We start from the raw sequence: 14,338 nt of genomic DNA on the forward strand, positions 1-14,338 counted from the left end.
AGTATAAAGGCCCTTTATTCCAAAAGGGTCTTTTTTTTAATCCACCCTAGAAAATGAAAAAAATACTATTCGCCATCGTGGCTGCAGCTTTATTGGTGCCAAACCTTACTACGGCACAGACATCCAGCGATGGAAAACAACTTTTTGGCGATATGACCGCGCGCCATATAGGACCGGCCTTAATGAGTGGCCGTATCAATGATATGGAGGTGCATCCTACGAACAGTCGTATCATTTATGCCGGTTCGGCCGGGGGAGGCGTTTGGAAATCCAACGATTCGGGAACGACCTTTACCCCTATTTTTGATGACCACTGCCAGTCCATCGGAGCCGTTGCACTGGATCCGAACGACCCGGACAATACCATATATGTGGGAACCGGAGAAACATGGACACGGAACAGTGTTTCTGTAGGGGACGGACTCTATCGTTCCACGGACGGCGGTGCCAATTGGAAAAAATTGGGCTTCGAAGCCTCGGAACGCATTACCAGTGTAATCGTAAACCCCAAGAACAGCAAGGAAATTTATGTAGGGGTATTGGGAGCCTTATGGGGCGATAATGAAGAACGGGGCGTATACAAATCGGGCGATGGCGGTACCACTTGGGACAAATTACTCTATGTAGACCAAAAGACCGGCTGTGCCGACTTGGCCATGGACCCGACCGATCCAAATATCCTTTACGCTTCCATGTGGGAATTTCGCAGAACGGGCTGGTCTTTTGAATCTGGAGGTGCCAATAGCGCACTATACAAATCCGTTGATGGTGGAAAAAATTGGAACAAAATTCATAACGGTTTTCCAAAGGGAAAACTGGGTAGACTCGGTATCGCCATAGCACCGTCGAACCCAAAAGTGCTCTACACGGTTATCGAAGCCGAAAAAGACGAACGCAAAGGGCTATACCGAAGTGATGATGCCGGCGCAAACTGGAAACAACTGAACAACGATTTTGGAATTACCGTTCGACCCTTTTATTTTTCACGGATCGTAGTGGACCCACGAAATGAAAATGTGATCGTAAAAGGCGGGCTTAGTGGTTCCATTTCCCGAGACGGAGGAAAAACGTTTAAAAATTTGGGCGATATGCATAGCGATATACATGATATCGCATTCAGCATAAAGGACTCCGATATCATGTATGTAGGCACAGATGGTGGTGTTTATCGTTCGTGGGACGGCGGTACCAACATGGAAATCGTTGAAAACTTGCCGCTTTCGCAGTTTTATCATATTAGTGTGGACAACGCCGAACCTTATAACATTTACGGTGGGCTTCAGGACAACGGTTCTTGGTATGGGCCAAGTGCATCCCCCGGGGGAATAGAGGCCCGCGACTGGAACAGTGTTGGCGCCGGAGATGGGTTCAGGGTATACAAACACCCCGTTAAAAACATCATTTATTCCGAAATGCAGGGTGCCGATAATGTATGGCGCTATGACGCGGATCGAAGGACCTTGAAGACGATACAGCCCCTAGCGGCCCCGGGAGTTCCAAAACTTCGTTTTAACTGGAATGCCCCTATGGCCATTAGTACGCACCAACCCGACCGGTTTTATATGGGGAGTCAATTTTTACACAAATCGGAAGATATGGGCGATACCTGGGAAATTATTTCCCCAGATCTTACCACGAACGATGCTTCCAAACAAACCCAGGAAAATTCAGGAGGACTTTCCAAGGACAATTCCGGAGCGGAGAACCATACCACTATTTTCTCGATTGTAGAATCCAGTTTGGACGAAAACATCATTTGGGTAGGGACCGATGATGGAAATGTGCAGCTTACCAAGGACGGTGGTAAAACATGGACCAATACCACACCCAATATCAAAGGGCTTCCTGCGAACACATGGGTGTATCAAGTAGTGGCCGGTAGTTTTGATAAGGGAACTGCATATGCCGTGTTCGATGGTCACACCCAAAACGATAAAAATCCTTACGCGTTCAAGACTACCGATTATGGAAAAACATGGACCAGTATCATTTCCGATGAAGTTGTCGGCTTCGCGCGAAGCATACAAGAAGACCATGTAAACCCGGATCTATTGTTTTTGGGAACCGAATTTGGTCTTTATATCACTTTGAACGGTGGTAAAAGCTGGAAAAAATTCACCATCAATATGCCGGCGGTAGCGGTACATTCCATAGCCCTGCAAAAAGAAACCAACGATTTGGTCATGGGCACCCATGGAAGGGGCATCATCATTATCGACGACATTTCCCCATTGCGGGAACTCAATGCGGAAGTGATGGCGAAGAAACTACACTTTTTCGATTCGAAACCGACGGTCATCAACGAAAAAAGTAGTTTTTCCGGTAGTTTCGGTAACGAAACCCAATTCGTGGGACGTAATGAGACCACCAATGCGCAAATAAAGTACTATTTGAGCAAGCGGCACACCTTTGGGAAAATGACCATGGAGATACAGGATATGGAAGGCAATACCATTGTAGAGCTGGGACCGGGAAAATCGAAGGGCATCAACATCGTAAATTGGAGCTATACCCGTAAACAACCTAAAGTGGCAAAAGGAAAAACCTTTTCTTTTGGCGGATTTACGAGTCCTAAAGTACCTGCAGGCACTTATAAGGCAGTTATTAAAAAAGGGAAGGATACCTTTGAGGATACCTTCGACCTCGTATATGACGATAGTTCCTCGTTAACGGAAACGGACCGTACCTTAAAAAATGAGACGGTTATGAAGCTTTATGACATGACACAGGAACTGGCCTATATGGTTTATGAACTTGACGAAATGATCGTAAAGGCGGAAGCGGCAAAGGACGTAAAAACGGTAAAAAAGTTAAATGACCTTAAAGAGACCCTGGTAATCACCACAGGGGACAACTATGTGGGGTCTGCAGAACCCCAATTACGGGAGAAAATGACCGATTTGTTCAGTAAGTTGGCCAATAGCTATGACAAACCCACCAAAGCGGAGCTTGAAAACCTTACCGTAATCGATAACAGGTTCAATACCGCGAAAACGGACTTTGAAAAACTAAAGAAAAAGTATAAGCATACCGAAGCGATGACCATAAAAACTTATGATGCGTTTTTAAACGGAAAATAGAGCGCTGCCAAACGTTCCGAAAAAAATGCCATCGATCACAAGATCGGTGGCATTTTTGTTTATAAGCTGTTTGATAAGTACTGTCCCGACATTTAAAATATGTTTGGTTAATAGGTATCTTTAATAAAACAAGCTTTATGAACGACAGGTCCCAACAGCTACTGGACATCCGTCCAGAAATTCCATCGGCAAAAGTTTCTCCGGAAATGGGCGATGACGAGTTTTTTCAAAATGCAACCTTACGCCCCGTAATCAAACTTCAAAATGACTTGCTACTTGCCGTATTTTCAAACTATATAACAAAGCATAAAAACCGATTTTATGAGCTAACCTTGGAACGGCGCTTGCAGTATATTGAGAATGCCATACAAAAGGATATCAAGTTTCGAAACGCTTTAAAGGGAATGATAATAGGCCAATTCGGTATCGAGGAATATGGCCATTACATTCAAAACTCCTCCAACCTGAACAAAAGAATGATGAACATGGTCATTAAACGTATTCAGGACCAGTTGCAATATTTTGATACCGTAAAACCAATGATTTCCGTATAGCAAAGGAAAACACTTCGCTATATAGTAAATGCTCCCGCCCCATCTGCAAATGGCACGTTTTTTGTTTTCCTACTAACGGTTTGTACAGGTTTTTGCGCCATTGATACATTGGTTATTCTTTCCAGTTGACCTAAGCGCTACCTTTAGAAACGTTAACCTGAAAATGAAAAACGATGCTATCGACAATTACTACTATTATGTTCTTGGGGAGTCTTTTTTTGGCCACTGTTACCATTCTATTGATTAGCTACGGTATGATCAAGGGGGCCAACCGTTGAAGATGCTCCGCCGAAACGGATAAAAAGGTTCATTGCCCGATAACGGACGCTCCGTTGAGGTCCGTGGTCAATATATTGCTCATCAAATCGAAGAAGGGGCGTACTTGCTTAAAGGCTTCGCTCACCTCGGTTGCAAACTTTGGGTCCATCACGGCCTTGTCGTTAAAATTTTTGACCAAGATAAACTGTTTCTTACGGATCAAATCGATATTCGGGTCTTCTTTGCTAAAGCCCTTTGGCGCCGTTTTTACGCCATCTCCGGTCAATTCTCCCCAAGTTTTTTGAAAGTTTTTGTTCGCTAGGATATCCCGTAGCTCAGAGGCGTCCAACTCCCATTCCTTTCTTATTCGAAGCAGGTCCTCCTTGTTCGGTGCCCAAAAACCGGCAGCGATAAAACTTCCTTTGGGTTGGATATGAATGTAATAGCCGCCCCGAAGTTGCACCCCCGACCGGGACAGACCGGCAGAAAAATTCACTTTGTAAGGTGTTTTGTCATGGGAGAAGCGTACATCCCTATAGATACGGAACGTTTTAAGTCGTTCAATATCGTCATGCTCCTGCACGTTCTCATAAATCGCCTGAAAAACCGATTTAACCACCGTTTCCGTGGCTTTGAAGCGTTTTTTGTTTTCGGTAAACCATTCCCGATCGTTGTTCTCTTTTAAAGTGTTCAAAAAATTGAATACTTCCTTGGTAATGCTTGTGTTCGACATGCGACAAATGACGTATTACAGTTTATTATTTGTGCTAAAGTTAACCAATTGTTGGAAAGTGATTGAACAATAATTTTTAACTTTGAATAGTCTATTAAATTACTATGAATATAAAAAGCATCGTTGCTAAGATTAACGCGCACAAAAAACAACCCAACCTCCGTTTTGAACTGAAACGGAAAACTGAACGGTTTGCGGACCTGTTGTTTTACACCCTTTTTGACAGTGAAACCCCGGTAGCGCCCAATATGTCGGTGTTAGAAGAAGCGTTTGACGAATTGGTAGGCCTCGCCTGTTGGGAAACCGAAAAACCTTGTAAAAAAGTATGGGAGAATTATGTGGTAGCGCTACCGGAGATTCTGGAGCGTTTAAATTTGGATGCCGAGGCCATTGTAAATTGCGACCCGGCATCGCTTTCCATGGAAGAGGTATATATGGCATACCCTGGATTTTATGCCATTGCCATTTATCGATTGGCCCATGAACTATACATACAGGGCTTTCCATTGGTACCCAGGTTGATGACTGAATATGCACATCGGCAGACCGGTGTCGACATCAACCCCGGGGCACGTATCGGAAAGTCATTTTTTATAGACCACGGCACCGGCGTGGTCATCGGAGAAACGGCGATTATCCACGATCACGTAAAAATTTATCAAGGGGTTACCCTTGGTGCCCTATATGTTGCAAAGGACTTGCAGCGTACCAAAAGACACCCTACCATAGAGGATAATGTTACTATTTATGCCAATGCTACAATATTAGGTGGTAAAACCATTGTTGGCACCAATAGTATTATCGGTGGAAATGCATGGGTTACCGCATCCATTCCCGCCAATTCGACCGTTTTTCACACTCCCGAAATCCGTATAAAAACCTTGCCCAATGCCATATAATATTACAGAACTCATCGGGAATACGCCATTGGTGATTTCCAAAGTACTGAACACCAACCCCAACGTGCAACTTTTGTTCAAACTAGAGGGACACAATCCGGGGGGAAGCGTAAAAGATAGAGCGGCGTTCAGTATGATCAAAAATGGTCTGGAACGCGGCGATTTTGATGACAATACCAAATTGATAGAAGCTACGAGCGGTAATACGGGCATTGCCCTTGCAATGATCGCCGGGGTATACGGACTTGATATTGAATTGGTAATGCCGGAAAACAGCACTATAGAACGGGTGCAGACGATGCGTGCCTACGGTGCAAAGGTAACCTTGACCGCAGCGGACAAAGGAATAGAAGGTGCCCGGGATTATGCAGAAAGCAAAGTGAAAAATGAAGGCATGCGTATGATCGATCAATTTGCGAACGATGACAACTGGAAGGCACACTATAATACGACAGGGCCGGAAATATGGCGGGCTACCGATAAAAAGGTTACCCATTTTGTGTCGTCAATGGGTACCACCGGTACCATAATGGGAACCTCTACATTTTTAAAGGAACAGCATTCCGAAATCCAAATCGTTGGGGTACAGCCCAAGGATGGTGCCCGAATCCCGGGAATACGAAAATGGCCGGAGGCATACCTTCCTAAAATTTTCAATGCCGATAAGGTAGATCAAGTGACGGAAGTTAGCGAACCTGAGGCTGCCAGTATGGCTAGAAGACTGGCCAAAGAAGAAGGCATATTTTCGGGGATGAGCAGTGGCGGCGCCGCTACCGCCGCTCTAAGACTTGCGGAAACCTTGGAAGAAGGGGTCATCGTGTCTATCGTGTGTGACCGTGGCGACCGTTATCTTTCTTCGGGATTATTCGATTAAAAACCGAACGGTTTTTATTTGCGGAAGCCCCTTTAGCCCTAGACTGATCAAAGTATTCCAAAAACGGCCAATATACTTTTTAAACCAAGTACTATCGAAACCAAGACGATGAGGACACCAAGAACGTTCTGTGCCATAGTGTTGCCATAGCGCCCCATTAAACTGTTCCGGTTTACCGCCCATAATAAAAAGAAGGCCACACTTGGGAGCAACAATCCGTTCGCGATCTGAGCCAATTGTATCACCTTAATGGGGTTGATGTCGAAGGACATAAAAAAGGCACCTATCAAAAGTACGCCCATCCACACGGACCTAAAACGGAAATCCTTTATATCCGCGTTCCAACCAAAACAACTATTGGCAACGTATGCCGCCGCCAAAGGCGCCGTTATGGCTGAAGTAATTCCTGCGGCGAACAGTCCGATACCGATAAACCAACGGGCTCCCTCGCCAAAGAGCGGAACCAGGGCCTCTGCCATATCCATTACCCCATTGACCGCACCCGTTTTTGCAGCCGTACCACAAAGCACAATGGCCATTGAAACAAGACCACCGACAGCAATGGCAATGGCCGTATCGACCCGGACCTGTTTTAGGGCTGCCGGCGATTTCCATTTTTGATGGACCAAAGAGGCGTGTAAAAAAAGGTTATAGGGAACCACCGTTGTTCCCACGAGCGCGATAACGGTAAGGATACCGTCATTTGGCAAAGCAGGGACGAACATTCCCTTCAACAACTCCCAAGTATCCGGTTTGGTCAACAAGGCCGTAATAACAAAGGCAAGGCTCATAACGAACACAAGTCCGGTAAAAACGAGTTCCAATACTTTACTGTTGCCGAAATAGAGCAGTATAAAGGCCAGTCCTGCAATACACCAAGGATAAAATCCGCTGTATGTTGTTCCAAAAAGCGCTTGAAGGCCCAAAGTAGCTCCACCGATGTTTCCTCCTTCATAAGCGGCGTTCCCCACTAAGATCGCTATCAAAATGGTACCAAGAATGACGTTTTTAAGCAATGGCCAGGACACTTCTGTCTTTACCGCATCGGCCAACCCTCTCCTACTCACAAGCCCCAATCTGGCGGACATTTCCTGTAAAATCCCAGTTGCGATTACCGAGAGCAGCAAGGCCCATAAAAGGCCATAACCAAAACCAACACCCGCCGCGGTACAGGTAGTAACGGTTCCCGGACCAATAAAAGCGGCCGCGATCAAAACACCTGGCCCCAAACTTCCCTTTCTTTTCATAACTGTCGTTAAACGGTTAAATATAATCGATATTCCGCTAGTGAACTTGTTTTTACAAACTGCATTTTCACAACAGTTTTAACATTTTTGAATGCAGTTCGTCTAAAAAAATGCAGTTCATCTAAAAGTGAGGTGTCATACGTCGAAAGTATATACTATTCCAATTTTCCCAGGGTTATAATAGTCCCAAATCTAATGAACTAATCCCCCAAGGCCCCGCAAACAAAGGGCTCGAAAATTGACCTACTAAATGAACTGTCTTGAATGTAACAAAGAACTGAGTTATCTCGATCATCGTAATGCAATGGATTCCTTAGGCGTTGAATTGTGCGCACAACACCAATTGCGTATGGAAAAACTGGTACAACAGAACAACACCCCCATGGAAGCCATACAATTGTACTATGGCCTAAAGGAAGTGGGCGTTCAGGCAATGCTGGAATGGTGGGACGGAAAAAAATCGGTAGATATTGCCATATCACGTGTTAAACTAAACATCGAAATTGATGTGGAGTATCATATGATGACCCATAAGCAGGCCATGAACGATTTGGAACAGGCCATGCATTCCTTTAAAAATGGATTTACCACTATTCGTATACCGCATGTGCTGATTCGACATTATTTGAAGGAGACCGTAAACAACATTCTTGGGATAATGGAGGGGCTAAAAGCAAACATTAAAACGATTTAACCTAAAAACCGCCATATGACGACCAACAAAGGAAAAAAAATACTCAAAACCCCATTGCGGATCGCCGTATGTATTCTTTTATTTGGTTTAATGGCCAAACTTCTGTTATGGCCCTATGCAGAACAAACAGTGCTTGCCGGATTCATTTTGGTTTCCCTATTATATAGTTTCAGGTTTATCAAGAAAACCCAAAAACAATTTTTAGATTACGTAAAGTTGGTACTGATCATTTGCTGGTCGGCGAACGGTATTTTGAGAATGATGCACTTTCCGTATACGGTATTTTTTCAAATCGTGACCGGAGCGGCGTTCATTACGTGGTTCGTCATGGAAGGGACCGCATACTTCATGGACGAAGATCGACATACCAAAAATAGTAATGTACAGATATGGTGGAACGTGGCCATGGTACTGGGTACTTTATCCATTATCGTAGGGGCCCTCATGAAGCTTGTACACTGGCAATTCGCTGAAGTTCTTTTGGCATCGGGAATCATTATGGTGGCCTTCTATATTTTAAAAGACGTTTTTCAAGTGACTAAACTAGAGGAGAAAGACACCAATAACGAAGAATATCAGGTATAATTCCGATAAACGGAACTGTTTTGGTTCCTAAATGTTGGTATCAGGACAAATACAAATATAATCTCCTGTCCATTACCCCAAATACTTGCCTTTACGCTACCATTACCCCACATTAACGGTCGAAAACAAACGATGACCATCAATTAATTCTAGTGCAAGGGTAATCTATAACGTACCATCCTCTTTCTTTTATGCCCTATCTCTTAATTATCAAGCTTACATCAAACACTTTCACGATTATGTTCCATACATCAATATGGTCCGCTATCACTTGGCGCCCAAGGTGGTGTTTTTAAAAACTTCGTATGGCGTAACAATGATTTTAGGTCCTAATTCACCCCTAATTAGTACAAATATCACTCGATGAAGTGATAATTACCTCGATATAAGGAAGTTATGGCAGTCTTTTTTTAAAGGATAAAAATGACATTTCATCGATATTCCCGTCATCTAACGAATATCCGTTCCTTTGTTCGATTGAAATGGGGATTTTGGCATCTTTTTCTGTTATAGTAGTAAACCATTCTATTATGAAAGAAAAAACTACTATAAACGATTACATGGTATACGTTTACTGTGTCTTTTGTATTCTTTGGGCATTATACATGCTTTTTTTCACTACCTGAAACCTGGTTTTTAATGCTATGGAGCAAGTTATCGTCAGTTAAATTTAAGCCATCGGCTACGATTAGCATAGGCATCGCCGAAACCGCTTCACTGTGATAAAAACAATAAGCTTCCCGGTTTTACGTTAAAAAATAGGTTCGGTCGAACGATAAAACCTAATTGTTTTAAGCTAAAAACAATGTTTCGAATTTCGGTCGCACACATTAAAGTGATGACCGGATGAATGGCATACGACAACAAGCGACACTTCCCTCCCTTATCCTTTTGGGTTTGTTTTTTTATGTTTTTCTTGGGCATGCCCACGCTATCACTACCACCGATCCAGTCCCTACCCCTCTTCAACACGGAAAGGACACCCATCTATTTGAATCGAATACATCGGTTACCCGCTTAAAGATTACCATACCAAATGCGACCACGGTATGGAACATCCCCGAAAAAGTAAAATTGACCTGGGATACGGACAACATACCGCCCCATAAAACCATCCGTTTTTACTTGATCAAGGACGACATGGTCATTCAGGAACTCGGTGTTTTTGAGAACAACCGTTTTGCAGAGGGCATATCGTTAAACAAAAGCCTACAAACCGCAAACAACTATCGGGTTATGGGTATCGAGCTATTTCCTGATAACACCCAAAGTATTGCCAAGTTTGCAACACCCTATTTTACTATAAACGGAATGAAAAGGGTTGCGAACTCCGAATCGGCCGACCCAAAGGAGCCTACGGTACGCCATAGTTTTGATGGCAGGCGCATTTCATATGTGGACGAGCTTAACGTGCAAAGCGACCACATCACAATAGACCTATGGGACCACGGCAGAAAGGATAACGATATCGTTTCCATTTATCTGAACGGTGAAGCGGTAGTGTATCAATATCACCTTACCTATTACAAAAAAACGTTTGAGATTACCTTAGACCCAAGCAAACCGAACGATCTGTTCCTATACGCACATAATCTAGGAAAATATCCGCCGAATACTGTTTCAATGGAATTGAACGACACCCATATTTCCAAGAAAATCGTCTTAAATTCCGACTTAAAAAGCTGTGAGGCCATACTCATAAATGTGAAACAATAGTGCATTTTATCGCTTTTTTTTAAAAAACCTTCTTTTTTCTCCACTAAAACGACATTTTCTGTCCATTCTTGGCCTACACGACCCTTGGTGTCTTACAAACCCCAATAAAATCAAGGCTTTCGAGCGTTTTAAGAAGCATCTGACAAGGCCATTTAACGGAGAATTTTAACAAAAAAACATAGGTTACTATGAAAAACCTATGAATTTTTATTAAGTACCGTTCATCCATAATTCGTGTACTTTGTCGATGATTATTAACCCTTAATCGAAGTCCTATGAAAAATTTAAGAACCTACAATGTAATTTGTGCATGTGTGATTACATTAATTTGCGGAGAAATGACCGCACAGTCAAGTAAATGGTCCAACAGTAAAAATGGATCGAATGGTTTTGCTACCGAAAAACGGATGGAAAACTACATGAAACTAAAAAATCTCGGATATCAAGATCACGAAATTTTTGAAGACCTTGGAAACGCGAACTTTCTTTCCAAGAATTATGAAACTGCCGCTTATTGGTATGGAAGGCTCGAAAGTACGAGCAAAAGAAAAAGTCTTGGAAAAAGCCACCAGAAGCGTTATGATTATGCACTGCAACAGGCCAATTCAAAAACAAGCGCCACCGCTTCCAACGAAAAAGACTGGACCGCCTCGGTAAAATCGGATTATCTGGTACAAAACCGATCGGAACGGTATAAAGATTTTGAAATCCAATCGAACGGAGAACTGCTTACTGATAATGACCTTTTGGCAAAACAGGCCTATGAAGCATTGGTGGGTCGCAAAAAATCCGGTCAGAACGGTTATGAAGCACCAATTGCGGTCACTGCTGACGGTAGTACGGCCTATTTCAGTAAAACCGTTGAACAAAAACCGGAATACGGTATTTTTTCCAAAAAGGAAAAATTGCAAAAAATCTTTAGGGCTTCCCGTGTGAACGGAAAGTGGACCAATGTGAAGCAAGTAGCGGTATGCCCAAAGTATGCTTCGGCCATGCACCCAACGGTATCCGAAGATGGTAAGCGCTTATTTTTCGCTTCCAACATGCCAGGTTCTTATGGTGCCTATGATATTTACGTTGCCTCAATCGGCAGTAACGGTCAGGTAGGTACTGCAAAAAACTTGGGCGAAAAGGTAAACACCAGAAAAAATGATCTTTATCCCAACTTGGCTGCAGGTAATACCTTGTTCTTTGCCTCGGAAGGTCGCGATGGTTTTGGAGGATTGGATGTATATATGGCCCAAGTAGGACATAAGAGCGTTGCTTGGTCCGCCAACCTTGGAAAGGACATCAATAGTAACGGTGACGACTTTTCAGTAGTGTTGCAAAAGGGAAACCGTAAGGGCTACGTAATGTCGAACCGAAGTGGAAGCAAAACCAACACGGTAGAGCGTGTGGCCTTCTCCATCCAACGAAAGGACCGTACCAGAGAGTACAACGTACTTGAAGCCTTGAACAATGAGGAACAGATCGATTATTCTTCAACCGTATTCGAAGACGAATAGATCACTTATAAGGTCGCAAATGGGTCGACCCTAGTACTCGACCCATTTGCCAACCTAAAGTTCCCCCAGAAAATATTTTCACGATCGTTGACCAGGGAGTGCATGACCCTTACGATCGGTTACAAAAATGGTATCTATCGGACCTTACACGGTAGCAATCCCCAAAATTGAAGATGATGAGCTATCCTATTACAAAACATACCAAGATTTGCCTGTTACTGCTATTCTTTATGGCTGTTGGAAAACAGACCGCACAAGCACAGGAACTCAATACCAACCTAGATTCAAAAAATACATATCACAACCAGTTATTCTTTAATCGATTTTTGATCAACCCGACATTTTCGCTGGTTCGTGAAAACAAATCCTATATCAATATCCTACACCGAAACCAATATGCCGCTTTTGAGGACAACAGCCAAAACTATTTCCTCGGCTTTAGCAGCAAGGTAAACGACCACACCGCACTAGGTATGAGTGTTTACAGCAATTGGTCCGGAGTTGTACAGGAATTCGGGTTTAATGCCAACTATGCCAAATCGGTACAGTTGAGCGAAAAAAGTAAACTAGCGTTCGGTACCAACATTAGCTATTTTAATACCGGTATCGATAAGAACCGAATTGTGATTACCGAAGAAGATCGGGCGCTTTCGGAAGCTAGAAAAGAAAGTAAGGTGGCCATACAGCCGGGAATTACCCTATCCGTCGGAAAATTCGATTTTGGAATTTATGCGGAAAACCTATTGGAATACAACCAAACGACCAACGCGTTTTTAACGAACATGAACACCAAAAGTATGAAAGGCTCCCTACAGTACAACCATGGCTTCAATGCCACGAGAGGACTTTTCGAAGATGCACGTCTGATGCCCTTGGTACAGGTGGGACAAAACCAGGACGGTAGTATCGGTTATGTAGGTTCCATGTTGCTGGACCTCCCAAGCTATGGATGGTTACAGACCACCTATGACGAAGCGTACGGACTGTCCATGGGGCTCGGATTCAACTTGAGCAAGAAAATGTCCTTGGGATATCTATTGGAAAAAGATATCGCCGTCGAGGATGCCGATTTGGGATGGAACCACGAAGTTTCCCTTGCCTATACCTTTAAGGACAACAACAGTCCGGGTGCCTATGCCTCGACCTCGGACGATGCCAAAGTGGATCAGATCATTCGAAATTATGAAGAACAAATATTACAACTGAAGGCCGAAAAGGATGCGTTAGCGCAACAAGACGGTACCAAAAAGACACGAAAAGAACAGAAAAGACAGGCTAAGACCGCCACGGCATTGGCAACCAATGACGCCAGCGCAACGGAAAATTCGATCGCCTATGAAAACCGTTTGATCTTGGACGAGCTGATCTGGCGACAGGACTCGATCGAGCAAGCAAGAACGGCTGCTTTTGAAAAAAGGTTCGAAACCATGTTCACCTTACTTCATAATGACCTAAGGCAGCGTATGGGCAACGACGGTGGGGTTATCGATAGCCAACCTACCGGTATTGCCCAAACCAGAACGGCGCCCAAAAAGGTACAACAGCAGGTGAATACAACGGCAATCGCCGCGGTACAACCAAAAAAGAACGCCGGTTTGACGGCCTTGGACAAAGCTCGGGTAGAGCAGGAAATCGAACGATTGGCCCGTAGCAGCGCGGCGACCGCTACCGTGAGTATCGCAATGGAAAAGCCGGAACTGCATAAGTTGAGCCAAATTCGGGAGAAAGAAGTGAAAGTAGCTACCACTACCGAGGATAACATTGTGGGTATGGAAACGGTAGCCGATGTGGAAAAAGAGGAGCCTATGAAGTTACCGATCCGTGTAATGGAACGAAACAGCTTGGAAAATGTGAAATCAGGATATTACATGATCGCAAATGTGTACAAGAGCAAAAAGTATCTGAACCTTTTTATGGAAGACCTGAAGGAAAAAGGACTGGATGCAAAACAGTTTTACAACAAAGAAAACGGATTGCACTATGTATACCTGGCCGATTATAACTATAAGGACGACGCTAAAGACGCTTTTGTCTCCAACTTGGACGGGAAGTATCAAGATGAGAAATGGATCATGGAGGTAGCGGATAATACGACAATCGTTGCCAACGTCTACAGTGATCAATAAAAACTTAAACAAATGATAGCTTAAAAGATTTAAAAAATTTAATTTTGGGTTAGTGGGTCCCGATTTT

The 14,338-nt window shown here is 43.6% G+C and carries 11 protein-coding genes; 9 read left to right on the top strand and 2 right to left on the bottom strand.

What is annotated here, in order from left to right; translation table 11 throughout:
- Positions 1-53: 53 nt before the first annotated feature.
- On the top strand, positions 54-3,080 hold the full coding sequence (locus ACRD7P_RS07195; RefSeq protein WP_430906867.1) for a WD40/YVTN/BNR-like repeat-containing protein: 3,027 nt from the start codon (positions 54-56) through the stop codon (positions 3,078-3,080).
- Positions 3,081-3,217: 137 nt separating this feature from the next.
- Positions 3,218-3,634 carry a glyoxalase gene (locus tag ACRD7P_RS07200; protein ID WP_430906868.1) on the top strand — a complete coding sequence of 139 codons (417 nt, stop codon included), beginning with the start codon at positions 3,218-3,220 and terminating at the stop codon, positions 3,632-3,634.
- 307 nt (positions 3,635-3,941) lie between these two features.
- Here the strand turns inward: ACRD7P_RS07200 and ACRD7P_RS07205 are convergent, their stop codons facing one another.
- Positions 3,942-4,625, bottom strand: coding sequence for a DUF2461 domain-containing protein (locus ACRD7P_RS07205; protein WP_430906869.1), 684 nt, complete (start codon positions 4,623-4,625; stop codon positions 3,942-3,944).
- Between the two features lie 104 nt (positions 4,626-4,729).
- Here ACRD7P_RS07205 and epsC point away from each other — a divergent pair, with 104 nt between their 5' ends.
- Together epsC and cysM are read left to right on the top strand one after the other, a co-directional pair.
- Positions 4,730-5,524, top strand: a complete 795-nt coding sequence (gene epsC / locus ACRD7P_RS07210) for a serine O-acetyltransferase EpsC (protein ID WP_430906870.1) — start codon at positions 4,730-4,732, stop codon at positions 5,522-5,524.
- Positions 5,514-6,398 carry a cysteine synthase CysM gene (gene cysM, locus ACRD7P_RS07215; protein ID WP_430906871.1) on the top strand — a complete coding sequence of 295 codons (885 nt, stop codon included), beginning with the start codon at positions 5,514-5,516 and terminating at the stop codon, positions 6,396-6,398. The genes epsC and cysM overlap by 11 nt, the downstream gene beginning before the upstream one ends.
- Positions 6,399-6,445: 47 nt before the next feature.
- Here the strand turns inward: cysM and ACRD7P_RS07220 are convergent, their stop codons facing one another.
- On the bottom strand, positions 6,446-7,645 hold the full coding sequence (locus ACRD7P_RS07220) for an Nramp family divalent metal transporter (protein WP_430906872.1): 1,200 nt from the start codon (positions 7,643-7,645) through the stop codon (positions 6,446-6,448).
- Positions 7,646-7,895: 250 nt separating this feature from the next.
- On the opposite strand from ACRD7P_RS07220, the gene ACRD7P_RS07225 reads away from it, so the two are divergent.
- The 5 genes from ACRD7P_RS07225 (at position 7,896) to ACRD7P_RS07245 (ending at position 14,271) form a co-directional block, all read left to right on the top strand.
- Positions 7,896-8,339 carry a hypothetical protein gene (locus ACRD7P_RS07225; protein WP_430906873.1) on the top strand — a complete coding sequence of 148 codons (444 nt, stop codon included), beginning with the start codon at positions 7,896-7,898 and terminating at the stop codon, positions 8,337-8,339.
- 15 nt (positions 8,340-8,354) lie between these two features.
- Positions 8,355-8,924, top strand: coding sequence for a GldL-related protein (locus ACRD7P_RS07230; protein WP_430906874.1), 570 nt, complete (start codon positions 8,355-8,357; stop codon positions 8,922-8,924).
- 846 nt (positions 8,925-9,770) lie between these two features.
- Positions 9,771-10,640 (top strand): hypothetical protein, encoded by an 870-nt coding sequence (locus ACRD7P_RS07235; protein WP_430906875.1) that lies wholly within the window; start codon positions 9,771-9,773, stop codon positions 10,638-10,640.
- A gap of 419 nt (positions 10,641-11,059) precedes the next feature.
- Positions 11,060-12,145: a cell envelope biogenesis protein OmpA gene (locus ACRD7P_RS07240; RefSeq protein WP_430906876.1), complete on the top strand. Its 1,086-nt coding sequence runs from the start codon at positions 11,060-11,062 to the stop codon at positions 12,143-12,145.
- Positions 12,146-12,321: 176 nt separating this feature from the next.
- The gene (locus tag ACRD7P_RS07245; RefSeq protein ID WP_430906877.1) at positions 12,322-14,271 is read left to right on the top strand and encodes a PorP/SprF family type IX secretion system membrane protein; all 1,950 of its coding nucleotides are present in this window, start codon (positions 12,322-12,324) and stop codon (positions 14,269-14,271) included.
- The last annotated feature ends 67 nt before the right edge of the window (positions 14,272-14,338 follow it).

The organism is Maribacter sp. 2-571, from assembly GCF_050589625.1.
Lineage (GTDB): Bacteria > Bacteroidota > Bacteroidia > Flavobacteriales > Flavobacteriaceae > Pelagihabitans.

Coding starts and splice junctions, on each gene's coding strand:
- ACRD7P_RS07195 (WP_430906867.1), top strand. CDS start 54: ATGAAAAAAATACTATTCGCCATCGTGGCTGCAGCTTTATTGGTGCCA.
- ACRD7P_RS07200 (WP_430906868.1), top strand. CDS start 3,218: ATGAACGACAGGTCCCAACAGCTACTGGACATCCGTCCAGAAATTCCA.
- ACRD7P_RS07205 (WP_430906869.1), bottom strand. CDS start 4,625: ATGTCGAACACAAGCATTACCAAGGAAGTATTCAATTTTTTGAACACT.
- epsC (WP_430906870.1), top strand. CDS start 4,730: ATGAATATAAAAAGCATCGTTGCTAAGATTAACGCGCACAAAAAACAA.
- cysM (WP_430906871.1), top strand. CDS start 5,514: ATGCCATATAATATTACAGAACTCATCGGGAATACGCCATTGGTGATT.
- ACRD7P_RS07220 (WP_430906872.1), bottom strand. CDS start 7,645: ATGAAAAGAAAGGGAAGTTTGGGGCCAGGTGTTTTGATCGCGGCCGCT.
- ACRD7P_RS07225 (WP_430906873.1), top strand. CDS start 7,896: ATGAACTGTCTTGAATGTAACAAAGAACTGAGTTATCTCGATCATCGT.
- ACRD7P_RS07230 (WP_430906874.1), top strand. CDS start 8,355: ATGACGACCAACAAAGGAAAAAAAATACTCAAAACCCCATTGCGGATC.
- ACRD7P_RS07235 (WP_430906875.1), top strand. CDS start 9,771: ATGAATGGCATACGACAACAAGCGACACTTCCCTCCCTTATCCTTTTG.
- ACRD7P_RS07240 (WP_430906876.1), top strand. CDS start 11,060: ATGAAACTAAAAAATCTCGGATATCAAGATCACGAAATTTTTGAAGAC.
- ACRD7P_RS07245 (WP_430906877.1), top strand. CDS start 12,322: ATGAGCTATCCTATTACAAAACATACCAAGATTTGCCTGTTACTGCTA.